Below are 24,550 nucleotides of genomic sequence, written 5' to 3' on the forward strand. Positions count from 1 at the left end.
TTCTCAGCAGCGCTGCGTTTTCAGCAGCAGAGAAGCGAGATTATGAACCGTGTTTCGCAGCTCGTCAACAACTTTTTTACTGCATCGTTGCGACTGCGGGGCTCAACTTCCAGGCCGGCTGCGCGCTACAGACTGCTGCGCATCGCCAACCCTGCTTCCCTTCTCCCGCGCCGTGTTTCCGTTAGCGCGAAAGAGGCGTGATTCTAAGCACCCACCCCCATCCACGCAAGCCCTTTGTGAAAATATTTTGAAAAGCCCCCGTGCGCTGACGCGCACGGGGGCTTCGGGCTCGACCGGCCGGGCATCACGACGCAGGCCACGCTCTATTGATGTGACGTATACCTCTCGTCCCGCTATATATAAGTATGAGGTCGCCGAACGGGCAAGGAATCGGGTGCCGTCGAGTATCATGCCGCGACCGAACCACGCACTCATAGCTACGATGGACAGCACCACTCAACCCGGCGACGCCGACCTTCGCGACGAATATGCAGCGCTGCGCGAGCGCGCCGTCATCCTGGAAGAACAGGCTCCCCCGCTTCTGCAGCGCATCTCGGATGTATTGCCGCGGATCAGCGGCGAATCCGAACTGGCGGACGAGCACCGGGAGCGACTCGTCGGCGCGCGCAACGCAGCGATGGTCTCGATCGAAAACTATCAGCAGGCGATTCCTTTCCTGCAGACGGCCGACTCGATCATCGAACAGCTGGACAAGACGCCCGAGCGCGACGAAGACATCGAATGGCGTGAATCGCTACTGCAACGGCTCGACGAGCTGATCGACGTCGCAGTCGTGATGATCGACGATGCGGAAGGCTACTTCGATCAGGCACAAGCCTGCGATCTGTCCAGCGTGCCGAAAGCCATCCTCGAGGATTAAGTCATGCCGCTCGGGATCGCGTCGCGCACCGGCGTCATGTCGTGTGCGCCCGCCATCCCGATGCTTGCCAGCCGACAGTCGAAGCACGAGATGCCCAGGTCGTGACACAGACCGGGAGGCCAGGCTCCTCCCGCAAAAGCTCACCTTTTCGCTACGCCCCTCGCCGGAGCCGCGCGACGCGACTACAGCGCGTCGAGAACGATCGTCTCGCTCACGATCGGCACGCGGATATATCCGCCCTCCGCATCGCCATACGCGTGCGCATTCCCGTCGATGACGCATTGCGCCGTCAACGCGCACAGGGTCGCGTCTCGCGCATCGATGGACTTCAGCGTCGACACGTCGACTCCCAGTCGTTCCAGCAATTGCCGGCGCTGGTTGCGTTTCTGCTTCGCCGATGCGACGGCCCTCCCCAGCATCGCGCAGGTGATCGCATAAGGATAGGTTTCGAAGCTCGCGCGCCCGCCCGCATAGCGGGCGCCGCTCAGCAGCGGATAGGCGTCCGCGAGCGCGCGGTAGACACGCTCGCCCATGAACATCCAGTCGAAGAAACCCGACGTGCTCGCAACCGCCTGCTCCCGCGACGGTGTCGGAAAGCACGAGATCCGTTCGCGCGCGAGCGCCTGTTCAGCCGCGCGGCGCCCACTCCCCGTCCACCACAGGCTCGGTGCGTCGACACCGACGGCCACGACATCATGGGCGAGGCACAGCGCAGGCACCGCTTCGGGCGCGATCCGCTCCTCGCGACAGACGACCGTCCGTCCGCGCAGGACCACGAGATCGCATCGCTTCTTTTCGCCACCCACATCGACACCCGCCACGGCCGGCGATTGCCGCACGACGGATCCGACGGATCGAGCCGATCGCATGCGAGTGCCTCAGTCCACCGGCCGTGCGTCGTAGGCGGTGTCGAAGATCGCCTCGAGACCGGGATGCACGCCGCGCATCGGGTCGACAACCGACTTCGCCCAGTCGAAATACGCCTGCTTGCGTTCGAGCGGCCAGTCCGCGGGCGGATGCCGCGCGATGTCGCGCAGGTTGCAGATCTTGTCGGCCAGCTTCACGAGCTTCGCGCGCCGGCTGATGGTCGCCGCATGCTCGACCTGCAGGCGCTTGCGCTCCTCCTTCGGCAGCGACTTGTCGTCGGTGACTTCCATCACGATGTCCGCCACGTCCTTGCCGAACAGCCGCAGCAATTCCTGCTCGGTCGTCTCGGTGTCCTCGACCGTGTCGTGCAGCACGGCCGCGACGATCACGCGCTCGTCCTCGACGCCGGCCTCGTTGGCCAGCACATCCGCGAGCGCGATCGGATGGTTGATGTACGGCGACGCTTCTTCGTCCTTGCGCCGCTGATTGCGATGCTTGTCCGCCGCGAACGCGATGGCGGCTACCAGCTTTTTCATATTCCCCCCTCGTGTGGCCTGACCGCGACCGGCAGAACCGGACGCGTGCATTTCGGAACCGCACATACTACCTGTTCGCGATGACCCTGCCCGTGCGTCAGCATCCACGCACGCCCCGCATCACGCACCGGCCGGCGCGCGCTGCAGTTCGACCACGTTGACCCGCGCGCCGAATACGTCCCTCACGAGCGGCAGCAGATGGTCGTGGTGCGTCAGGAACAGCACCTGGGTTCGCGTCGACAGATCGCGCAGCGCATCGAGGCCGGCCTTCGCGCGCGCATCGTCAAAGTTGATGAACAAGTCGTCGGCCACGAACGGCAGTGCGGTCCGGCTGCCGAGCTGCAGTTCCAGCGCCGCGATCCGCAGCGCGAGGAACAACTGGTCGCGCGTTCCTTCGCTCAACCCGGCGACCTCGACCGATGCCCCCTTCGTCCGCCGTGCATACAGGGCGGGCGGCGTCCGTTCGGTATCGACGGTCAGCCGCGCGAATTCGCCCAGCGTAAGCCCGGCGAAAATCTCGCCCGCACGCCTGAGCATCGGCCCCTGCTTCTGGTCGCGATAGCGATCCGTCGCCCACTTCAGCAATCGGCTCGCCGTGGCCGCCTCCAGATACTGTTCGGCTGCATCGCCCATCGCCGCCAGCGCTTCCTGGCGTTTCGATTCGGCAACGGCCGCGTTCGCCTGGCCGTCGATCGCGCCGAACGCCTGATCGGCCACGACCTGCTGCTGTGCAAGCTCGTTCAGCCGCTTGCCGACGTCGCCGAGCGACTGCTTCACCGCTTCGAGGTGCGCCGGTACGTCGGCGATGTCCTGTTCCGCGACTTCCGCTTCGACGGCGGAACGGGACAGGCCGTCACCATCGCGCACCAGTGCCTCGTGCGCGGCATCGACCGCCTGCCGAAGCTGGCGCTGGCGATCCGAGCGTTCGGCCAGTGGCAGCGCCGCGTCGATCGACGCTACACCGGCCAGTTGCAGCAGTGGCTGGATGCGTGCATCGGCACCAGCCACCGCGGCAGCCGCATCCGCGACCTTGCCGTCGGCCTGCCGCACGGCCTCGTCGGCACGATCGATCGCACGCGCAATTTCCCTGGCGGCCGCAAGGCGCATCGTCAGCCGGCGCGCGACGTCCGGCCAGTCTCCGCTCGCCAGCCATTCCGGCGCGAGCGCTTCGGCAAGCCGCCTTGCGCCCGCCTCGAGCGCGGCCAGCTCGGCGCGGATCGCGGCGATCCGGTTGCGCGGCGCATCGGCATCGGCCAGTTCGGCCGTCACAGCGTTGGCGAGCCCGAGTGCCCCTTCCGCCGCAGCCAGCGTCGCCGCGCTCGCGGACAGCTTGGCGTCGGCCAGCGCGTCCCGCCATTGCGCATGCCACGCATCGTAGGCTGTCTGCGCGTGGCCAGCGCGCGACTGTGCCGTCGCGCATCCGCGTTCCGCCTCCCGCGCGCGATCCTCCAGGCTGTCCTGCTGCGCGAGCGCTTTCTCGGCCGACTGCACGAAGGTCTCGGCGATTGCGACGAGCGCCACCAGGCCATCCGACTCACCGCCTCGCGACACAGTACGCAGTGCCGTGCGCAGCGTGGTTTCGGCACCCGCCCGCGCGGCGCGAATCGTGTCGAATTCGCGGCGCAGCCGGTCGAGGTCGGCCTGCGCGGCAAACACCGTGTCGCGCTTCGCAAGCCAGTCGCCCATCGCCGCCAGCGGCATGCCGGGCACCGCGGCCGTCGTCGCGAGCGCGGCCCAAGCGTCGCGATGCTCGGTGAGCTCACGCTCGCGCTCGTCCAATGCGGCCTGCCTGCGCGTCACGCCGGCATGTGCGGATTCGACCTGCTGACGCAGCGACTGCAACGTCGCCGCCGCCTGCGTCGCGCCGAGCTGTGCATCGACGAGTTCGTCCGCAAGGCGGATCGCGTCGTCGACCGCAGGCGCGCCCGTTGCGAGATCGACCGCGCCGCTGCGGATATCGCCCCACGCGCCGTCGCGTCGCGCACGCGCCGCCAGCACGTCGGCGGTCGTGACGACCTTGTGGTTCTCCGCGAAGTGCTTCTCCTGCAGTTCGAGCCGCTCGAGCTCTTCGAGCGCGCCGTCCCGCGCGTCGCGTGCAGCCGCGACCGCACTCGCGCGTTCGCTGTCTTCCTTCAGCAGCGTGCCGAGCCGCGCCGCCGACGGCACGTCGAGCGCACGCAGCGTATCGACCGGCATGCGCCATTGGCCGAGCGCATCGAGCGCGCCGGACAACGTGCGTTCGGCGGCGGCGATTTCCTGTTCGAGTGCCTGCTCGCGCTGGCCACTGTTGCGAAAGCCCTGCGCATCGGCCAACGCCGCACGCAGCGCCTCCGGCACTTCGACGGTCGACAGGCGCGCCTGTTGTTCCCGCACCTGCGCAAGCTCGCGCGTGCGCTCGTCGAGCGATTCGCGCGCGCCGGCAAGCGCCTGGTGCAGCGCACCGTGTTCGCGCAGCAGGTTTGCAACGGTCTTCAGCGACAACGCGGTCGGCAGCGACGCGCGCAGCGAAACTTCGTCCGTCGGCCAGTCGAGCTGGCCGGCCGCTGCAAACGCAGCGGCCAGGTGCCGCTCGACATCCGCGCCGAGCAGCAGCAGATCCTGCGCGTGATTCATGCACCCGCCGCGCAGCCGGTCGAGCGCTTCGATGTCGGCTTCAAGCGCCAGCGTGTCGGCGTCGGCGTCGATCGCATCGCGCGCCTGCCGTTTTGCAAGCAGGTCGGCACGCCGTTCCTCGAGCACCTTCTGTTCGGCCGCGAGATCGCCCTGCGCCTTCAGCAGGTCCGCATACGCGGTGGGCGGCAACTCGACGACCGCGCCCAGCTCCGCCAGCGCCGCGTCCTTGACCGTCAGCTCCTTCAGGTACGGCGCCAGCCGTCGCACGCGTTCGAGCTTCGAGCGCAGCGCTTCGAGCCGGCGCTGTTCCGCGCGTGCCTGCTCGATCTGCTGCTCGACCGCTTCGCGCGCGTCCTTGCGTTCGACCCAGTCGCGCGTGCGCACCTGAACCGTCTTCAGTTCAGTCACGGCTTCGTTGAACGACGCTTCGGCGAGTGCAAACGCGCTGCCGCTGCGGCGCGGCGCCCACAATTCGAGCGCGCGCGCATCGAGCTCCTCACGCACCGGCCCGAGACTGCCGACCCCGGCAGCCGATTCGAACAGCACCTGGCCGAGCTTGTCGGAGGCGTCGAGAATGCTCCGGCCGCCGTCGACCAGACGCCCGTGATCGAGCCCGAACATCTGTTCGAAGAATTCGCGCGTTGCGCCGTCGAGGACGGCGGCCAGATAGTCGTCAGGCAACTTGTCGTCGACGGGTGTGCGCAGCGGACTGCGTCCGCGCGCACGGTGGAACGCGAGTTCGCCCGTGCCGCTCTCCAGCACGCCGCCGATCCGCAGTTCGGGCGTGCTGTGCAGGAAATCGAGCGGCGTCTGCAGCTTCATCCCGAACAGCAGCTCCGACACGGCCGTGCGAATCGTCGACTTGCCGGCCTCGTTCGGCCCCACGATCACATGGAAATCCTCGCCGGCCGACGGGAATCGCAGCGTCTCGTCGGTGAACTTGCCGTACTTGATCAGATCGAGCTGGTTGATCCGCATTCCTTACTCCCCCCTCGCCAGCCGCGCGAGCAACGCGGGCCCGACCTGTTCGACGAGTGCCGTGAGCTCGCCCGCGCGCGCCATCGTCAACAACGGCACCTCTTCCTTCACGTCGCTGCGCACCTTGCCGACGAACGGCTTCAGGTCGCGCTCGAGCAGCTCGAGGAAATCCGGATCGCGCGCGGCGTCGGCCAGGATCTGCTTCAGGTCCTCCAGCGCTTCAAGCTGCTCGCTTTCGCCCGGCTGATGATCCGCCGCGGACGTCGCGAGCCGGACCTTCTCGAGCCACAGCCGCTCGTTGCCGATGATGCCGATCTGGTTCAGCACCTCCGCACGCAACTGCGGCGCGCGGCCGAAAAAGAGACCATGCGCGGGTGTGCGCCCCGTGACCGTCACGCGCACCGCGCGCGGCACATGGCCGTCGACGGTCAGCAGCGTTTCCAGCGACTGGCCGATCTTTCTCGACAGGTCGGCGACGGTAAAACAATCGGACGCATCGACCGGCACGACTTCCCAGCGCAGCACGTCGAGATACAGCCGCTCGACCTGCGTGCGGCCCTGCTCGACCGTCACGAGCACCGCGCCGCGGCGGCCCGTCTCGCGGATATGGCGCCCCTGCAGGTTGCCGGGAAACACTACCGTGGATGGCCCCGACCATTGCTGGAATTCGTGCACGTGGCCGAGCGCCCAGTAGTCATAGCCTTTCGCATGCAGTTCGGCCAGGGTGCACGGCGCATAGTTCGCGTGCGCCGCATAGCCTTCGAGCGCCGTGTGCAGCACGCCGATGTTGTAGTAACCGGGCACCGGGTCCGGATAGCCGATCGCGAGATTGTCGACGACAGCCTTGTCCTTGAAGCTCTGCCCGTGCAGCGCGACGTCGAATTCGGGCAGCCTGTGAGTTTCAGCCTTGCGGTGGCCGAACACGGTGACGTTGTCGGGCAGCGTCAGCTTCTTCGTCATCTCGCTTTCGGCATCGTGGTTGCCGCCGAGAACGAACGCGCGGATGCCGGCCTTGCGCAGGCGCCCCATCTGCTGGCCGAAGAAGATGCCCGTGTTGTGATCTTTCCAGTCGCCGTCGTACAGGTCGCCGGCGATCACGAGGAACGCGACTTCCTCTTCGATCGCACGATCCACGAGCTGCCGCAGCGCCTCGCGCGACGCGTTGCGCAACTGCGCGGCCGGCGCGTCGGGATACGCGCTCAGGCCGTGCAACGGGCTGTCAAGGTGTATGTCTGCCGCGTGGATGAACTTCACGAAGATTCCTCTGTTTCATGACGATGGGGCCAGCGACCGCCGTGCGATGCCGTCAGCCGGGCCATCAATCGCAATCCTGGTAGCCGCCGAGTTCGCCGCAATGGATACAGCGAAACATATACGCTGTCGGCGAGCCGTCCTTGTCGAGTACCGCGAAGAAGCGCTCCCATTCGGCGCCCTCGGCGAGTCCGGTCGATGCCCGAATCGATGCAACGGCCTGCGGGCCGAGCGCGGTCAGTTCGCCGGCACCCGCACGGCCGATGAACTGCCCGCCATCGCCGCAATGCGTCCACCACCGTTCCTGCTGCCAGCCCCGAAAGCCCGGCGTGCGACAGGCGATTTCATCGACGACCGCGTCAGGCACTTCATCCCATTCGGCGCCGCCGATGCCGTACGTATCGGTAAAGACTGCATCGAGCCGCGCGTGTGCCGAACCGTCGGCGACGCACCATGGGCAGATGCATTGCTCATACTCGTCAACCGCATACACGGGGCCGGCGTATACGTAACCACGTGCATCGCCGCAGCACACGCAGCGCGCGTCCGAGCGGATCACGCTGCCCGTTGCGAGCGGGTCCGGATGGTACCTGAAAGCGGGCAGCGACATGAGGTTCTCCGTCGTACCGGAACATGGGGAAACATGCGATGCGAATTCGAACGGCCATTGTGCCGCAGCCCGGCCACGTTACTGCGGAATCCCGGTCTCGACAAACGTGCCGTTCACGAAACGATAGACGCGATGCGTTGCACCGCCGTGAGCGAGAAATTCCCACCGGACGTCGATGCCGACCGGGTCGTCGCGCCACGCGATCGCCAGGTAGGGCGATTGCGCTCCACCGTCGGTATCGAGCGAAACGGAGTCGAGGCAGCTTTGAACCGGCAGCGAGAAACGCGGCACGGCATGGGCGCCGTGCAGTTCCAGCACGTACAGCGCCCCTTCTTCGCCCGCGCCGCAATATCCGGTCGGGCGGCTGCTCGACGAGCGGTTGACGACGACCAGCAGATAGTCCTTGCCGTCGATCCGCTTCGAACGGTCCGACGGAAACGCGACGCTCGATGCATCGGCCAACGCACGGCGGAACGCGGCCGGCATAATCAGTGCCGTTTTTTTGTGGCGGGCGGCATCGACCTCGAACAACCTCGGGCGCACCCATTCGATCTCGTGACCATTGGCGAGCCGCACCGATTCGGGCGCCGGCGTTTCGGCGAAGGCAACGGCGGCATTCGAGGCCAGCAGCGCCAGCGCCGCGAGCTTCAACGCAATCGATTTCGCCGGGATGATCCGTGTCCGCATGAATCGCGCAGGATGGTCGTGAAGTTCGTCGCATGCGCCGGCATGCCGTTCGGGCAGCCCCGATCCAGGATCGCCCCGCGCGCGTCGTTCGTCACGACGCACGCGGCTGATCCACGAGGTGCCGTCACTCGCCGCGCGGTACCGGCGGCGGCGCATAGCCGTTGTCATTGCCGGGGAACGGATTCGCGTTGCGGCGCAGCGCTTCCTCGTCGTTCTCCTTCTGCGCGAACACCGCGACGCCGATCACGCCGACGTTCGCGGCATCGCCGTACTTCGAATTCGCGACATAGCTGTCGGGCACTGCCGCGAAGCGGAACGCGGCGACTTCGTCACGGCTCTTGCGGAAACCCTCGATCGTCAGCGTGCGGCCCGGATACAGCACGTAACCGCCGTTCGTATAGCTGCCGGGCCGCCCCGACAGCACGTCGAGCCCGTCGACGCTCGACACGATCTCGAACGTACGGCGCCCCTGGTTGCGCAGCACGATCATGTAGCGCGAACCTTCGACGCCCGCCATGTGCCAGCGGCCGTCGCTGCGCGCGAGACGCAACGGCGCGCCCTTTTCGTCCGTGAACGACAGCGCGATGTCGCCGTTGGCGAGCGCGACGCGGGTCGGCAACCGGCGAACCTGGGACGCGGAAGGATGTCCGGGCAACGCATCGTTGTAGTAGACCGACGCAAGATCCGTCGGCTTCGCCGGATCCGCGCGTTCGAAATCGACCTGGCGGGTTTCGGATCGCACCGACTCGCCCCATGCGGTGCCGAGCCCACGGCGTTCGCTGGCGTCCGGTGCGGCGGCGGATGCGCTGGTACTGCCGGACGGCGGGGGCGACGCTGCGCAGGCGGCCAGCCAGAGCACGCAGGCGAGCGCGAGAAAACGGAACAGGATGTTCATGACGTGATGCCTCGGAATGTTATCGGGCCGCGCCGGGCTGGCCGGAACGGCGTTTTGGTGTCGTCTGTCGTCACAATGTCGATCGGACATGCTGGCCCGTATCGGCCGGCGCCGCGATCGCGGCAGCCCGCCAACCGGGAGCCTCGCTATTTAAGCATGGCGGGAGGGCGATGGGCAGGGGGCGCGCACGCCGCCCGCTGCCAGTTCGTGCCTGCGGGCATCAGGCTCGTCGCGTCGCCGGACGGGTGGCGAACGCCGACGCATCCCGGTATCGAGGATGAGATGAACGGCGCACCGCGCGCGCCAATAAAAAAACCCGGCCCGCATCGAAGCGGGCCGGGCTTTGTCGGGAAGCGTGACGCTTACAGCGCGCCGCCTTGCGCCGACGCCGAACCCTTCACGCCGACCGATGCGCCACCCTGCACCGAGTTCGTCGCGCCTTCGAGCGCCTCGCCGGCCTTCGCCTTCGCGCCGCCGGCGACGTCGCCTGCCGTCGACACCGCGCCTTGCGCGTGGCTCTTTGCCGTGCCCGCGACGTGCTTCACGTGCGATTTCGTCGAGTGGGCGGCCGATGCGGCGGCATCCTTCGCGGTGCCCGCTGCCGAACCGACCGCTTGCGTCGCACCGCCAACCGCGTCGCCAGCTGCCGAGCCCACGCCGCCGACCGTCTTGCCGACGCCGTTCAGCGCGCCGCCAACGACGTTGCCCGCGCCCGAACCCGAGCCTGCCGCATTCGCGCCGGCACCGGCCTGCACGCCCACGCCGCCACCGAGCAGCGGCGTCTGAACCTGCGCGCCGACACCTGCGGAACCCTGGGCGCCGGTCTGGGCCGTCTGTGCGAACGCAGCCGAAGTCGCCATCGCCGTCAGTGCAGCACCCACCAGAATCGTACGAATCTTGTTCATGGTCATTCTCCCAAAGACGTTGTTGCTGCGGGCCGCCTTCGTGCGGCTTGTCGCATGCCTTGCCACGACGTGCGGCAGGTGGAGCTAATGTAGCGGCGCGGACGAGCAAAACGACTGATTTGCGGGGACTGTTACTTCCGTTGCAAATGCTGACGATTGACTCACACTGTTTGACAATCGGGGGCTTGCGGCGGAATTGAACGGTAGATCGGGTGAACCTGGAGGCGTGCCGCGCGGAGCATGCCGCGACCGATCGGGAAACCAGGCAGGCGAATTGGCTAGCAGGGAAACCGGCCGCTTCTGTAAGCATCCCAAAGCACGTGTATCGGCCAGCCATCGGTGCGACCCGACAACCGGCTCCTCGCGATGAATTCAATATCGTCGGATACGCACGCCGCCACACCGGCGTTCCCCGCTGCGGCGAACGCGAGCTTGAACGCCTTTTCCCTCAGCGCGCTCACGGCCGCCCGGTCGACCGCTGTGCCTGGATCGCCATCGACTTCGTCGAACGACGCCATCCACTGCGCATCGAACGGCTCGGCATCGCGACTGTCCAGCGCGCGGTCGCAATCCAGGTCGCCGAGGAAATCGAAAAAAACCGGCACCGACAGGATCGCATCCATGTCAAGCAGATGCGCGTTCGTCATTGCGTCTCCTTCACGATGCGCGGCCCCGACCGCCCGTCGATGCAGACAGGCCGTCCGGGGCCGCGCGTCCTGCCCGGTTACGGTCGGAACGTATCGCCGAGCACGACGCCTTCACGACGCGGATCGGTGCCGCCCTGCAACGCGGGCGACTGGCCGACCGTGACGCGCATCACGGTATTGACGCCGCTCGCCTGCGCGGACGTCGACACCTTGTGCCCGAGCGCGAGCAGCCCCGTGATCAGCGGATCGTTCGCTCCGTTGTTCGTCGTGTTGACGTTCGGGTGCTCGCCGCCGATCGTGGTCGTCGGGCTGTTGCTCGCGCCGAAGTCGACGAGCCCCGCCGACTGCTGCGCATCGAGCCCCCAGTCGAGCGCGCCGACGAGCGTCTTGACCACGTACTGCGGAATCGTGCCGCCGCCCGGCGAACCAGTCGCCATCACGAAATCGCCGCGCGAGCCGTCCGCGGCCTGCCCGAACACGATCGTCGGCGCCATCGAGCTGCGCGGCCGCTTGCCCGGCTGCAGGCGGTTGGCCACCGGATTGCCCGCGCTATCGACGGGGTTCGCCGAAAAATCGGTCAACTGGTTGTTCAGCAGGAAGCCGTTGGTCATGTGGAACGAGCCCATGCTCGACTCGACCGTGGTCGTCGCGCTCAGCACGTTGCCGTCGCCGTCGACGATCGTGAACTGGTTCGTGCCGTGCTCGATCAGCGTCGTGTCGACACCGAGCGGCACTGCACCCAGATTGCCGGGCTGTGCGGTGCCCATGCTCTTGGCCGGATCGATCAGCGCCGCGCGCGATTTCAGGTACGGCTTGTTCAGCAGCGTGTTCCACGTGCCACCCGGCAGCGGCACGAAATCCGTATCAGCCACGTACTTGTCGCGGTCGGCATACGCAAGCCGTTCCGCCTCGGTGATGAGGTGCACACCCGCGACGGTCGGCTTGCCGCCTTCAAGATCGATCGCCGTCGGCTTCAGCGACTTCAGGTCGTAATTCTCGAGAATGCCGAGCGCCGACGCGACCGCGATGCCGCCCGACGACGGCGGCGGCATCCCGCATACCCAGTAGCTGCGATAGGTCGTGCACACGGGCTCGCGGCGCTTCGCCTGGTACGCGGCCAGGTCGGCTACGGTCGTCTTGCCCGGCGTGAGCGTCGACCCGTCCGCGCCCTTCGTCGTCGCGATCTTCGCAACGATGTCCTGCGCGATCTGCCCCGTGTACAGCGCGTTCGCACCCGACTGCGCCATCAGCGTCAGCGTGCGCGCATACGCCGGATTCTTCAGCACGGTGCCGAGCGTCTTCGGCGACCCGTCGGCGTTCAGGAAATACGCGGCGGCCTCGGGGTCACGCTTCAGGTTCGCGGCATTCGCCGCGATCGCGTCGGCGAGCCGGCCGCCGATCGGGAAGCCGTTGGTCGCGAGCGTGATCGCATCGCCGAACAGGTTCTGCCACGGCAGGCGGCCGTGATCCTGCTGCAGCGCCTCGATCAGCCTCGGCACGCCGATCGTGCCGATCGAGCGGCCGCTCGCCCGTGCGTTCGGCAGCGGCGCGGAGTGGTCGGTCGCGTCATCGACGTAGCGCAGGTAGTTCTCCGTCGCGGCGGCCGGCGCGGTTTCCCGGCCGTCATACGCCTGCAGCGTCTTGCCGCGCGCATCGTAGTAGAGCAGCACGCCGCCCGACCCGAGGCCCGTCGCCTCGGGCACGGTCAGGCCGAGCACGGCCTGCACGGCGACCGCCGCGTCGGCGGCCGTGCCGCCCTTCTTCAGCACCGCGCAGCCGGCCGCGCTTGCGTAGGCGTTCGACGTGGCCACCAGATAGGTCTTCGCATAGACCGGCTTCATCCCGGTGCGATAGCCCGACGATGCTTCCGGCAACGACGGGTCGCCCGGCTGGTTCGAGCCGACCACGACCGTCGCCCCGCTGTTGTCGACCGCGAGGCAGCTCGCATCGGTGGAAGGTGTCGGCGTGCGGCCTGCTTCGTTCTCGACGTCGCCGCCGCACGCCGTCAACAGGGCGGCCGCGAGCAATGCGGACGCATACGGAAAAATCGCTGTTCTGTTCATTGTCTGCCGATGTTCTAGGTCGTTGCGATGGACATCACGCTGCCTGCGCCCCCCTCGGTGCGCCGGCAACGCGTTCGATAGTCCCATGAACAAAATTTTTTCCGCAATCAGGGAACGGCGTAGTGCGGCCCGATGTTATGTGCGCAACATCACCGATTTCGCACGCGGGTTCGCGTGTTGCACTGCATCGCAGTGCGATGCGCCCGCGCGGCCGATGGCGTTACTTTGCTGCCCGACGGCGCTTGCGGGCTGCCCCGCCGTCCCGCGCGAATACGCTCTCCATCGCTTCGATCGCCTCGGAGAAGAATTCGAGGAACATCGTCATCGCGACGGTCGCACTCATGTCCGCCCGCTGGTAGATGCAGCTGAACGAGCGGGCACCCGCATCGGCAAGCGGCGTCCACGCGAGCCGGCCGGCGGCCACGTCGTCCGCGACGTTCTCGGCGATCAGGAAGCCGACGCCCGCGCTTTCGGCCGCGAGGCGCCGCACCATCGGCACCGAGCCCGTCTCGATCAACGGCCGCACGTTGCGCGGCTGTCGCGCATCGATCTGGTCGAACATCGCGCGCAGCTCCGTGTCCGGCGTCATGAGGATCAGCGGATGCGCGAAACAGTCGCGCAGCCGCACCTTGCCGCCGGACGCCGCGAGCGGATGGCCGGGCGCCGTGACGACACCCAGCGGCTGAGCGAACGCGCGCACCTCGACGACGCCCGCCGACGTGCGCCGGCGCAACGCATAGCCGATGTCGGCCTCGCCTGTCTCGACCCAGCGCACGATGCTCTCGCCGTTTCCCGAGCGCACACTGTACGTGACGCCCGGATAGCGCTGCATCGCGGCGAGGATCGCGTCGGGCACGAGCCTTTCCGCGGTCGACGCGGGTACCGCCAGGTTCACGTGCCCGCGACGCAGCGCACGCAGGTCCTCGACCTGCGTGAGCGCGTTGTCGAAGTCGCGCTGGCCGCGCCGCACGGCCGCGATCACGATCTCGCCGGCGAGCGTCAACTGCATGCCGCGCGGCAACCGGTCGAACAGCGGCACGCCGACCTGCTCCTCGAGATTGCGGATCTGCTGGTGCACCGCCGCAGCGGTCAGGTGCAGCGCGTCGGCCGCCTTGCGAATCGAGCCGCGCCTCGCGACCTCGTCGAAACAGCGAAATGTCTGCGATATCGAACGCATGAAAGGTCCGTTAGATTTTTCCGAACAGGCCGTCAAGAATAATCCGATTTTACTGACCGTCCGGATCGTCTAGATTCCGCTGCATCCCCGCATCCGATTCGAATGGAGACAGCCGTGACAACCGTCGACCAGATTACCCAGCGCCGCCGAGGCGTCGGCCTCATCGCCCACGATCCCGCCCTGTCCGCGGGCGGCTATACGCTCATCGCGCCGCAGACGGCCGACGGCAACGTCTATCTCGTCGGCATCGACGGCGAAGTCGCCCATCAGTGGAAGATGCCCGTGCGCCCCGGCCGCCACGCGGTGATCCTCCCGAACGGCAACCTCGGCTACAACGGCAACCATCCGCAATCCGAATCGCGCTATGCGACGTGGTCGATGTGGCATGGCGGCGACTTCTACGAAGTCACGCCGCAAGGCGAAACCGTGTGGCGCTACGAGGATCCCGCGCACCACCACGATGCGCAGTGGCTGCCGAACGGCAACCTGCTCTATGCCGCGTGCGAACCGGTCGACGCCGCGTTCGCCCAGCGCGTGCCGGGCGGCACGCCGCACGGCGACGACGAGGTGATGTACACGGATGTGATCCGCGAGGTCAACCGGGCCGGGCAGATCGTCTGGGAATGGCATGCGCGCGACCATCTGCGGCCCGAGGATTTCCCGATCGCGGCCGGTTTCGGCCGCTATCACTGGCCGCTCGTCAACGGCCTCGCGGTCGATGCGAACGGCCGCGTGCTGATGAGCCTGCGCACGACGTCCGGCATCATCGGCGTGAATCGCGAAACCGGCCGCGTCGACCTGCGGATCGGGCCCGACGTCGTGTCGCACCAGCATGCGCCGGTGCCGCTCCCGAACGGCAACATCCTCGCGTTCGACAACGGCAATTTCCGCCACGGCGCGCACGTCGTGTTCTCGCGCGTCGTCGAGATCGATCCGGCGACGCAGCGCGTCGTGTGGTCGTATGCGGATGACGTCGTGAACCTGTTCTACACGCCGTTCATGGGCAACGCGCAACGCTTGCCGAACGGCAACACGCACGTCACCGAATCGTCGACGGGCCGGCTGTTCGAAGTGACGCCCGCCGGCGAGGTCGTCTGGGAATACGTGATTCCGTGGTTCGCCGAATACCCGGACGAAGCCGCGCGCAAAACCGGGCCGGGCCAACTCAACAGCGTGTTCCAGACGTTCCGCTACAGCGCCGCGCAACTGCCCTGGCTGCGGGCCTGACCTTCCGTTCACCGCCGGTTTCCGGCGCTCGTCGCCGTTCGCTTCGAAGGGGCCTGCCGTGTCGCACGATCCGATCCCAACGCCCGTCGACGCGCGACTGCCCGCATGGCAGCTCGCGCTGTTCGGGCTGCAGCACGTGTTGTCGATGGCCGCTTCCCCGATCACGGCCGTGTTCCTGATCGCAAAAGTGCTCGCGCTGCCGGCGGACCTGACGGTCCAGTTGATCGGCGCGACGTTCTTCGCGTGTGGAATCGGCACGCTGCTGCAATCGCTCGGCGTCGGCGCGATCGGCGCACGCATGCCGTTCGTGATGGTGCCCGGCGGTGCACCGACGATGCTGTTCGCCGGCATTGCCGCACAATCGGGCCTGCCGACGGCGGCCGGCTCGGCGTTGCTCGCCAGCGCGTTCTACTGGGTGCTGTTGCCCGTCTTCACGCGCTGCCTGCGGCTCTTTCCGCGTATCGTCGTCGGCGCGATGCTGCTGCTCGTGTCGGTCAACCTGATCCGGATCTACGCGACGATCGTCGTCGGCCAGCCCGGTTCGGCCGATTTCGCGCAGCCGCGCGCGCTCGGTCTGGCGCTGGCGACGATCGTCGCCACCGTCGTCGTGGCCGGTGCGTTCCGCGGCACGCTCGGGCGACTCGCGGTGCTGATCGGCCTGATGGCCGGCGCGACGTTCGGCTGGGCGCTCGATGCGATGCCCGCGCTCGCCGACGTGTGGCACGGCCCGCTGTTCACCCATCCGGTATGGCTGCCATTCGGGATGCCGCGCTTCGACGTGGTGGCCGCACTGCCGCTGCTGATCTTCACCGCGATCTCGATGGCCGAGGCCACCGCGCAGACGGTCGCCGTCGGCGAAACGTGCGGCAAGGCGATCTCGCTGTCGCGCGACGTGCCGAAGACGGTACGCGGCGATGCGCTGGCGTCGCTGGCCGGCGCGCTGTTCGGCACGCCGTTGATCGTGACCAGCGCCGAGAATATCGGTGTCGTGCAGACGACCGGCGTGCGCTCGCGCTACGTGACGGCCGCCGCCGGCGCGATCCTGATCGTCATCGCGCTGTTCGCGCCGCTCGCGCGGCTCGCGTATGCGATTCCGGCCGCCGTGGTCGGCGGCACCGCGCTGGTCGTGTTCGCAATGATCGGCGTGATGGGCATCCGGTTGCTCGCCGGCGTCGACCTGCATGCACGCGCCAACCAGTACACGCTCGCGGCCGCACTCGTCGTCGGCCTTGCGCCGATCCTGGTGCCGAACCTGTATCGCCATTTCGGTGCGCCGGTGCAGATCGTGCTTGGCAACGGCATGGCGGCCGGCACGCTCGCGGCCATCGCGACGCAACTGGCGTTCACTGCATTGGCGCGACTGCGCGGACAGGCAGGAACGGCAGCGGCAACTGCGCCTTCGCGCGACGCATGACGGCGACGGCCGGCAGAGCCACCCCCGCTTGACGACACCCGTCGTTCGACCGACAATCGCCGCTCCCTCCTGGCGCGGGCACTCGATCCAGCCGGCGTGTGCGTCTCCTCGACGCCGCCCCGGCTTCAGGTTTTCCAGTCCCGATCTCCGCGCCGCCGTGCCACGCACGCAAACCGCCGGCCCCGCCGGACACGCTCACGCAGGTATCGCCCCGAACGCCGGCTGATCGCCGCGCGGTCGCGCTTTCGCCTGCCCACTCATTTCGGAGTCCATTATGATGGTTCGTCTTTCCAAGGCAGCCATGGTGCTTGCCATGGCCTTTTTCGCCTCGCTCGTCGCGTTCGGCAACATCACCGACTACGCGACGAATTTCGCGTTCGTGCATCACGTGTTCCTGATGGACACGACGTTCCCCGGCAACGGGATCATGTATCGCGCGATCGGCACGACGTGGGTTCATCACGCCGGCTATCTCGGCATCATCTCGATGGAAACGCTGACGGCCGTGCTGTGCTGGATCGGCGGGGTCCGCCTGCTGCGCGCGCGACGCACCGGCGATGCGGCATTCCGCGCGGCCAAGGCGTATGCGATCGCCGGCCTGACGCTCGGCTTCCTCACGTGGCAGGTCGCCTTCATGTCGGTCGGCGGCGAGTGGTTCGGCATGTGGATGTCGAAGCAATGGAACGGCGTGCCGGATGCGTTCCGCTTCTTCATCACGCTCCTGCTCGTGCTCGTCTACCTGACGATGAACAACGACGGCATCGATGACACGCGTACCGCGCACTGACACGTCGCTTGCATCGGGCCGGACGGCCCAAAGGACATCGGGACGATTGCCGGCGTGACCGCGTCCGGCTATAAATCGTGCATGGATACGAATCGCTGGATTCACGACCCCGTTGGCGCCTTCCGCGCGTGGCAGGAAACCGCCGCGACCGGCGCCGATCGCCGACCGTTCGCGCCGCGATCGGTCGTGCAGCACGTCGCGATGTTCGAGCGATTCCTGCGTTATCTGACCGCACGACGCGTGTCGGTGGCCACGTTCGGACCCGACCACGTCGTGGCCTTTCTGGCGGAACTCGATCGCACCTGCGCACCGGGCACGTCGACCCGCGCGCGCTACGCGAAGCTGATCGACCGGCTGGGCCGGCATCTGGTCGAAGTCGGCTTGCGCACGTTCCATCCGGCCGGCCGGACGACGCGCGACTTCGCATGGCCGGACAGCGAGCCCGAGCCGTGCTATCTGCCGCCCGATGCCGACGCGGCGCTGCAGCGCCACGTGCAGCCGCGAGCAAACGACACGCCCACCGACTGCCGGAATCGCGCGATCGTCGCGCTGCTGCTGGCGAGCGGCATCACGTCGGCCGAGATCCGTGCGACAACCTGCGACGCGCCCGATCTCGACGCGCAGCCGCCTGCGCTCTCCGTGCCGCGCGATCGGGCGCGGCCGGCGCGTCGAATCACGCTCGCCGAATTTGCGCTGGCGCCGCTCGCCGCATGGCGGGTGCGCTCGGCAGACACACCGGCATCCGCGTTGCTGTTTCCCTCGCCGCGCGGCGGTGGCGCGATGAACGACATGTTCCTGCTGCTCGTGGTGCGCGACGCGCTGACCGCGATCGGCTTCCACGCGACGGACATGAGCCCGCGCGTGCTGCGCAATACGTATGCACGCCGCCAGTTGCTTGCAGGCCACGCGCATGCCGACGTCAGTGCAATGCTCGGCCTTGTCAGCACGCGAACGGTCACGCGCATCCGGCAGACGCTGCCGCCCGATGCGGCCGCGGCCCGCGCCGCACACGAGCGCTGATCCCGCCCGCGCTCGGCGCGGGCCGCGTGTCGTTCGGCGCCCTATTCGCCCGGCGGCGACTGGATCAGCCGCAGAATCCGGGTGTCGTACGGCGATTGCATGACTTCCGCGATACGGACCTCGGAAGCGGCCGGATGCAGCGGATTCAGCAGGAAGTTGTGCGCGTGCGGCACGACGACGCTCGGCACGCGCAGCAGCGCGCTCGGCTGCGTGTGCAGCCATTCGGTGCCGGCGCTGCGGGTCCAGTCGACGTTGGTTCGCCAGTCGTCCGGCGCATCGCCCTCCGCGATTTCTGCGATATCGATCGAATCGGCCACCTCGATGCGAAGCAACTGGTATCCGCTCGGCAATTGCGCCACCGTGGCGATTTCGAAATGAACGAGCGTCTCGAGCAGTGCGAGCGCCGGATGCTCGGCGAGATACACGACGGGCTGCCCGGCAAAATGCCAGCGCCCGCCGGCGCGCAACCCGCCGATCCCTTTCAGGTCGGCGAAATTGCTGATCCGCCACAGCGTCGTCAAGCGAAGTACCCTTCGTCGATCTGCGTGAGGACTTCCTCGACAAGCCGCGCGCCATGCTCGGTGCTCGCCATGTCGAGCGACGTGCGGCCGCCGAAGCGCTGAAGCCCGTTGCGCAGCCACGCCATCGCCTTCTCCTGGTCGCCGAACGTGGCCGTCGCTTGCGCGACGATGCGCGCGAGACGGATCGCCTTGTCGGATTCCTCCTGCGACAGGCGTTCGTGCGCCTGACGGCGATGGCTCAGCGTGCGACGCGGAATGATGAAGGCGAGCTCGTCGGATTTCAGCCCGCGCTCGGACAGACGGTCGATCACCGAGACGTCGACGCGTGCGCTCGCCAGCTCGGCAAGATCGGCCCCCGACCGGACACGGATCGCCAGCAGCTGTTCGAGAATCGTGAATTCGGCCTGACGCGGATGCGCGACGCCCGAAGGATGGAAAGCAATGGTGCTCATGACCTCTCCCGGCAATTTGCCCAATCATTATAGGCGTTTTGCCGGAAACATGCGGACGTGGATGATGGGCGCGCCTGAGGTGCTCAGCAAGGTGCGTGCGAAGGTGACATGTCCCATTCACCTGGAGGCAAGCTTCTGTCGCCGCGAATCGAAGATTCGCCTGGGGGGTGGGATGCAATTATTCAGTATATAAAGTCATGGCAAATGTCGGACGGTTGTCACGTAACAACTTTTCAATTGGTTTCATTTGCTCCCATTCGCCGCTTCATCCTCCCCCGTCACCGGGAACGCCGCTCCCGGCAATTTACCGTCCGCCGCGACGGAATCGCATCGCCGTGCACGCGCGCCGGATGCGTTCCCATATCGCGCGTTTCTCGTCATCGTTCATGAACACCCAGTGCGAGACCTCGTCGGCCGTTCGGCCGCACCCCTTGCAGACATCGTCGAACAACGTCGAGCACACACCGACACAGGGGCTGTCGGGTAAGTCATGAAGTGTGGAAGCCATTGGAACGCTCGTATCGGTTGAAAATCTGGCAGCGTAACGAGTCACGCTCCCATACACGGGTACCTTTCCGCCCGCGACGCGGCCGATGCCACAACACCCACCCGCCCTGCTTGCCTCGACGACGCAGCCAGCCGAACCTGTGTCGTCGCGATGCCCGCGTCATACAGTCGGCCCGGACTTCGCGCAGTTGTCGACTTGTCGTGAAGGATGGCCTTCGACACCCGGGCGATGTGACGCGCGCTGCTATCCAACGACGTCTGCCGCACCCCATCCGCCGCTAACCGTCGGGAAGCACGCAAACACCAGCGTCTGCTTACCGATTACCGAGGCGGTTTCCACCTCACGCATCGGCCGATCTCGTCCGTCACGGCAAACGTGCCGTACGCGCCGACACGCTTCGCATGCATGCGCTGCACCGGGATCACTGCGCGATCGCGCCAGACGCCCTGCAACGGTGCGGGGCCGCCCGGGACGGCTGTCTGAATGATGGCGTTGCCGCCTGACGATGCGGCGTTCACGTGTGCCCGGGGTCGATCGTGCGGTTGCCATATACAGTCGCACTACTTAGTAATCCAGGAGCCACGATTCACTTTTCGCGCACGACCTCCGCTCAATACCCAGGATCGTGCGCCATCCCGCGAGCAATCAGCCGGCCCACGCGGACGACCGGATCACGCTGCAGAAATTGCCTGCGTGGAAATGCGGATCCTTGTCGGCGAGCACGTCGGCCTTCACGTTGCCGAACGTCGTGTCGGGCTTGTGCTTGATCCCGTCGTAGAACGCCTGAATGATGTCTTCCTTGAAGTGCGGCGTACGCGGATGCGCACGAACGACGGCCTCGCGCTCCACGTCGCTGTATTCCGGATACGTCAGGCCCAGCACATCCATCTCGACGCCCGCGGTAACGAGCGCGATCACCGGATGCATGTGCTGCGGGATGCCCGGCGTGGTATGCAGCGCGATCGAGGTCCACACGACGTCGATATCCTGCTGCGAGATGCCCTTGCCCTTCAGGAAATCGCGGGCGGCGTTGGCGCCGTCCACCTCGAAACGCTCGCACGCGCTGCTGTGTTCGTGCGTGAGCCCCATGTCGTGGAACATGCAGCCGCAGTAGAGCAACTCGGGATCGTATTTCAGCCCGCGCCGCTGGCCCGCAAGCGCCGCGAAATAGAACACTCGGCTGGAATGATGGAACAGCAACGGAGACGCGGTATCGCGAACGAGCTCGGTGATCTCGCGCGTCAGTTGGCTATCGGGAATGGTGATGCCTGCAACGTTCTCAGTCATGATCGACCTCCATTGAAAACACCCTCGATTCTCCGGAGTCCGATAGCTGTCTCCAATAGACGTGTTACGTCAGATCCTGCCATTTTGCGCGATGGACGGACACGGCGCCCGCGCAGCAAGAAGAACACCGGAAACAGGCCCGTCTGCGAGCATCGTGCGCAGTTGGCGCCTCTATACTGCTACCCGTCACGTTCGACACGACACACAATCGATCATGCCGAAGGTCGTAGGAATTTTCGCCGTTCCGGGCGTTCAACTGCTCGATGTCTCCGCACCGCTCGACGTCTTCGCGCAAGCGAACGCCGAATGCGGGAAGCCGTTCTATACGTTGCGGATCATTGCCAGCGAATCCGGTCCGATCCGCAGTTCGTCCGGTGCGCAGTTGCTGCCCGACTGGATCGTTCCCGACATTCCCGAGCGCATCGACACGCTGCTGGTCGCCGGCGCGCCGAGCGCCGGCCGGATCGCACTGCGCACCGACGTCCTCGCATGGCTGCGGGCGGCAGCCGTACAGAGCAAGCGCTACGGCTCGATCTGCACCGGCGCGTTCATCCTCGCATCTACCGGCCTGCTGAAAGGCCGTCACCTGACCACGCACTGGGCGGCGGCCGATGCGCTTGCCGAAGCCTATCCATCGCTCGCCGTCGATGCGGACGCGCTGTATGTGCGCGACGGCAAGCTGCGCACCGGCGCCGGCGTCACGGCCGGGCTCGATCTCGCGCTCGCGCTGGTCGAGGAAGATCTCGGCCGCGAGATCGCGCGGCGCGTCGCCGCGCAACTGGTCATGTTCTTCAAGCGCCCGGGCGGACAACTCCAGTTCAGCCGCAAGGGCGAGGCGCGCCCCGCCGGACGTTCGGTACTGCAGGAGGTCCAGCGCTGGATCGCGGCGAATCCGGAACTCGAGCATTCGGTGGCGGAAATGGCGAAGCATGCAGGCATGAGCCCGCGCCACTTCGCACGCTTGTTCCGCGCGGAAGTCGGCATGACGCCGGCCGCATGGGTCGAGGCAACCCGCATTTCGGCCGCCCGCCACTTGCTCGAGAACGGTCACGACACGCCGAAACAGGTCGCCGCGAAATGCGGCTTCGCGAATGTCGATACGCTCAGGCGGTCGTTCACCCGGCACGTCGGAATCACGCCTGCCGAATACCGGAAACGGCAGGCGGTACCGGTCGAGTGACGCGGCAGTTCGCGCGATACGGAACGAATGCTATCAACGGCCTCACTCAGATACTTCGGAATGCGATTTAACCGATCGTTTTGTGGCCCCCTCCGCTCAACGATTTCGCCCACGCGTCGCTCCGTCCGCAGTCCCTATCAAGCGCCGGACAGCCTCGCAATAATCAGACGAAATAGCCGTCGCCCCGGATCGTTTACCCAGTTGCAATAATCATTCGCTGGAACGCGTATTTCCGACCGGTAACGCGATCGCTACGATGCAATCAACCGCTGAACGCAACAAGCGAAGCGCGAAATCAATGAAACCGGAGGTCATCATGAAGTCGTTCATCTACGCTGTCGTCGCCGCAACCGCCCTGTCCGCCTCGTACGGCGCATTTGCACAATCCAATCCGTCGGGCCAGTTGACGCGTGCGCAGGTGCGTGCGGAACTCGTCCAGCTCGAACAGGCCGGCTACAAGCCCGAAGTCTCCGACCCGTACTACCCGCGCGCGCTGCAGACCGCCCAGGCCCGCGTGACGAACGCCGATGAAACCGGCTACGGCGCGCAAGCCGCCGCCGGCGTACGCGCCGGCCGCGCGATCGCAGTCAAGCAGGATGGCCGCGACTCCGTGTATTTCGGCCAGTAAGCCGGAGACGCGCCCGCGTATTCCGATACGCGCGCAGCAAACGAAACACCCCGCTCTGAACTGCACCCCAAAAGTTGGATTTTTGATCCGACCTTTGGGGTGTTTGTTTTCCGGTCGCCCGCTGCCGGAATGGGTTGCGCGCCCGATCGATGCGATCTTGCGGATCGCGTGCTGCGCGGCTCCGTTCACGACGGCAGCCGGTGTTTGCGCATAGAATGGCCGCGTGGTCGGTGCCGGCCGAAACGAACGCGAGCGGAACCACGACGCCCGGCTTGCCCGATCGTCGCCGCGCCCGCAGGCCGGCACCGATGCCGCACTCATCGCATTTTTCGAATAGGAGCGGTTTCATGTCTCAAACATCCGGTTCCATGATCACGTTTCGACGCCCGGACGGCCAGGAACTGCAGGGCTATCTCGCCACGCCGGCCAAGACCGAGGGCGCACCCGCGGTCGTCGTCATCCAGGAATGGTGGGGGCTGAACGACCAGATCCGTGGCGTCGCGGATCGCCTCGCGCGCTGCGGCTACTTTGCGCTCGTGCCCGACCTGTACCGCGGCAAATCGACGGTCGAGGAAGAAGAAGCACACCACCTGATGACCGGGCTCGATTTCGGTGACGCGGCTTCGCAGGACATTCCGGGCGCCGTGACGCATCTGAAGACGCTTGCCTCGCGTGTCGCGGTGACGGGTTACTGCATGGGCGGCGCACTCACGCTGCTGTCGCTGCAGTTCGCCGATGCGGACGCGGGCGTCACGTGGTACGGCCTCCCGCCGCTCGACTATCTCGATCCGGCGAAGCTCAAGGTGCCGCTGATGGGCCACTGGGGCACGCAGGACGCATTCTTCGCGATCGACCAGGTCGATGCACTGGAGAAGAAGCTGACCGATGCGAAGGTCGATCTGGAATTCCATCGCTATCTCGCGCATCACGCATTCGCGAACGAAACGGCTGTCGGCCCCGGCCGCATCGCCGGCACGCAGTTCGATCCGGTGTGGTCGCAAATGGCGTGGGATCGCACGCTGACGTTCTTCGGCCGCACGCTTTGGGAAAAGCAGGGGTAACGTAACGCCGCTTCCAACGCAAGCGGCTACGCAGACTGCGTAAAAAGAAACGCCACGGATTTTCATCCGTGGCGTTTTCGTTTTCACGTCGGGCAGCCGCCGCGAACAGGGGTAATGGCTTCGTGCCCCTGCCCGTGATCCCGCTTACCCGTTCGTCGCCGCTGCCGACGCGGGCACCGGAGCAGCCGCCTTGTCGTAGTCGACCGGTGCATCCGGCGCGCGCGGCGTCTCGCCGGCCCGCTCGATCCACCCGCCGCCCAGCGAACGGTACAGGTTGACCAGGTTGGTCCAGCGTGCCAGACGCGCATTGATCAGCGACTGCTGCGCGCTGTACAGGTCCGTCTGCGCGGTCAGCA

24 protein-coding genes and 1 pseudogene are annotated in these 24,550 nt (G+C 66.7%); 9 read left to right on the forward strand and 16 right to left on the reverse strand.

All coding sequences use genetic code 11. The features are described 5' to 3' along the window. Both CFB82_RS43770 and CFB82_RS38930 read left to right on the forward strand, forming a co-directional pair. The coding region (locus CFB82_RS43770) for a hypothetical protein (RefSeq protein ID WP_218829089.1) at positions 1–201 on the forward strand (201 nt) is incomplete at its 5' end. A gap of 241 nt (positions 202–442) precedes the next feature. Continuing rightward, positions 443–880 (forward strand): ATPase, encoded by a 438-nt coding sequence (locus CFB82_RS38930; protein WP_235986709.1) that lies wholly within the window; start codon positions 443–445, stop codon positions 878–880. Between the two features lie 182 nt (positions 881–1,062). On the opposite strand, the gene CFB82_RS38935 is transcribed toward CFB82_RS38930, so the two are convergent. From CFB82_RS38935 to CFB82_RS38985, 11 genes are all read right to left on the reverse strand, one after another. Beyond that, entirely contained in the window at positions 1,063–1,749 is a 687-nt protein-coding gene (locus CFB82_RS38935; protein ID WP_089487580.1) for a DUF429 domain-containing protein, read from the reverse strand. A gap of 9 nt (positions 1,750–1,758) precedes the next feature. Continuing rightward, on the reverse strand, positions 1,759–2,283 hold the full coding sequence (locus CFB82_RS38940; RefSeq protein WP_089487581.1) for an HD domain-containing protein: 525 nt from the start codon (positions 2,281–2,283) through the stop codon (positions 1,759–1,761). 120 nt (positions 2,284–2,403) lie between these two features. Next, positions 2,404–5,874 (reverse strand): ATP-binding protein, encoded by a 3,471-nt coding sequence (locus CFB82_RS38945; protein WP_089487582.1) that lies wholly within the window; start codon positions 5,872–5,874, stop codon positions 2,404–2,406. Positions 5,875–5,877: 3 nt separating this feature from the next. Next, a complete protein-coding gene (locus tag CFB82_RS38950; protein WP_089487583.1) occupies positions 5,878–7,128 on the reverse strand; it encodes a metallophosphoesterase family protein in 1,251 nt (416 codons plus the stop codon). A 64-nt stretch (positions 7,129–7,192) separates the two neighbouring features. Next, positions 7,193–7,735, reverse strand: coding sequence for a CbrC family protein (locus tag CFB82_RS38955; RefSeq protein WP_089487584.1), 543 nt, complete (start codon positions 7,733–7,735; stop codon positions 7,193–7,195). 78 nt (positions 7,736–7,813) lie between these two features. Beyond that, on the reverse strand, positions 7,814–8,422 hold the full coding sequence (locus tag CFB82_RS38960; RefSeq protein WP_143751043.1) for a hypothetical protein: 609 nt from the start codon (positions 8,420–8,422) through the stop codon (positions 7,814–7,816). Between the two features lie 124 nt (positions 8,423–8,546). After that, on the reverse strand, positions 8,547–9,317 hold the full coding sequence (locus tag CFB82_RS38965; RefSeq protein WP_089487586.1) for a hypothetical protein: 771 nt from the start codon (positions 9,315–9,317) through the stop codon (positions 8,547–8,549). A gap of 362 nt (positions 9,318–9,679) precedes the next feature. After that, positions 9,680–10,222, reverse strand: coding sequence for a hypothetical protein (locus CFB82_RS38970; protein ID WP_089487587.1), 543 nt, complete (start codon positions 10,220–10,222; stop codon positions 9,680–9,682). Between the two features lie 278 nt (positions 10,223–10,500). After that, a complete protein-coding gene (locus tag CFB82_RS38975; RefSeq protein ID WP_089487588.1) occupies positions 10,501–10,869 on the reverse strand; it encodes a hypothetical protein in 369 nt (122 codons plus the stop codon). A 77-nt stretch (positions 10,870–10,946) separates the two neighbouring features. Further along, complete coding sequence (locus CFB82_RS38980) at positions 10,947–12,932, reverse strand: gamma-glutamyltransferase family protein (protein ID WP_089487589.1); 1,986 nt, start codon at positions 12,930–12,932, stop codon at positions 10,947–10,949. Positions 12,933–13,152: 220 nt separating this feature from the next. Beyond that, complete coding sequence (locus CFB82_RS38985) at positions 13,153–14,109, reverse strand: LysR family transcriptional regulator (RefSeq protein WP_089487590.1); 957 nt, start codon at positions 14,107–14,109, stop codon at positions 13,153–13,155. Between the two features lie 102 nt (positions 14,110–14,211). On the opposite strand from CFB82_RS38985, the gene CFB82_RS38990 reads away from it, so the two are divergent. The 4 genes from CFB82_RS38990 to CFB82_RS39005 all read left to right on the forward strand — a co-directional run bounded on the left by CFB82_RS38990 (position 14,212) and on the right by CFB82_RS39005 (position 18,557). Beyond that, entirely contained in the window at positions 14,212–15,336 is a 1,125-nt protein-coding gene (locus CFB82_RS38990) for an aryl-sulfate sulfotransferase (RefSeq protein ID WP_089487591.1), read from the forward strand. 58 nt (positions 15,337–15,394) lie between these two features. Then, complete coding sequence (locus CFB82_RS38995) at positions 15,395–16,750, forward strand: uracil-xanthine permease family protein (protein WP_089487592.1); 1,356 nt, start codon at positions 15,395–15,397, stop codon at positions 16,748–16,750. A 274-nt stretch (positions 16,751–17,024) separates the two neighbouring features. After that, positions 17,025–17,537, forward strand: a complete 513-nt coding sequence (locus tag CFB82_RS39000; protein WP_089487593.1) for a DUF2165 family protein — start codon at positions 17,025–17,027, stop codon at positions 17,535–17,537. A gap of 81 nt (positions 17,538–17,618) precedes the next feature. After that, positions 17,619–18,557: a tyrosine-type recombinase/integrase gene (locus CFB82_RS39005; RefSeq protein ID WP_089487594.1), complete on the forward strand. Its 939-nt coding sequence runs from the start codon at positions 17,619–17,621 to the stop codon at positions 18,555–18,557. A gap of 41 nt (positions 18,558–18,598) precedes the next feature. Here CFB82_RS39005 and CFB82_RS39010 read toward each other — a convergent pair whose 3' ends face one another. The 4 genes from CFB82_RS39010 to CFB82_RS39030 form a co-directional block, all read right to left on the reverse strand. Further along, positions 18,599–19,078, reverse strand: a complete 480-nt coding sequence (locus tag CFB82_RS39010; protein WP_069249931.1) for an RES family NAD+ phosphorylase — start codon at positions 19,076–19,078, stop codon at positions 18,599–18,601. Beyond that, positions 19,075–19,530, reverse strand: coding sequence for a type II RES/Xre toxin-antitoxin system antitoxin (parS, locus tag CFB82_RS39015; RefSeq protein ID WP_039362838.1), 456 nt, complete (start codon positions 19,528–19,530; stop codon positions 19,075–19,077). The genes CFB82_RS39010 and parS overlap by 4 nt, the downstream gene beginning before the upstream one ends. 304 nt (positions 19,531–19,834) lie before the next feature. Next, complete coding sequence (locus tag CFB82_RS39020; protein WP_089487595.1) at positions 19,835–20,038, reverse strand: DUF1289 domain-containing protein; 204 nt, start codon at positions 20,036–20,038, stop codon at positions 19,835–19,837. 645 nt (positions 20,039–20,683) lie between these two features. Next, a complete protein-coding gene (locus CFB82_RS39030; RefSeq protein ID WP_089487597.1) occupies positions 20,684–21,325 on the reverse strand; it encodes an HD domain-containing protein in 642 nt (213 codons plus the stop codon). A 214-nt stretch (positions 21,326–21,539) separates the two neighbouring features. Between CFB82_RS39030 and CFB82_RS39035 the strand changes: the two genes are divergently transcribed. From CFB82_RS39035 to CFB82_RS39045, 3 genes are all read left to right on the forward strand, one after another. Beyond that, positions 21,540–22,505 (forward strand): GlxA family transcriptional regulator, encoded by a 966-nt coding sequence (locus CFB82_RS39035; protein WP_069249929.1) that lies wholly within the window; start codon positions 21,540–21,542, stop codon positions 22,503–22,505. Between the two features lie 316 nt (positions 22,506–22,821). Beyond that, a complete protein-coding gene (locus tag CFB82_RS39040) occupies positions 22,822–23,133 on the forward strand; it encodes a DUF4148 domain-containing protein (RefSeq protein ID WP_069250304.1) in 312 nt (103 codons plus the stop codon). A 347-nt stretch (positions 23,134–23,480) separates the two neighbouring features. Beyond that, the gene (locus tag CFB82_RS39045) at positions 23,481–24,194 is read left to right on the forward strand and encodes a dienelactone hydrolase family protein (RefSeq protein WP_089487598.1); all 714 of its coding nucleotides are present in this window, start codon (positions 23,481–23,483) and stop codon (positions 24,192–24,194) included. 144 nt (positions 24,195–24,338) lie between these two features. Here CFB82_RS39045 and CFB82_RS39050 read toward each other — a convergent pair. Further along, positions 24,339–24,550, reverse strand: a pseudogene (locus CFB82_RS39050) (TolC family protein); the annotation flags it as partial.

This window comes from Burkholderia sp. HI2714, assembly GCF_002223085.1.
GTDB lineage: Bacteria > Pseudomonadota > Gammaproteobacteria > Burkholderiales > Burkholderiaceae > Burkholderia > Burkholderia lata_D.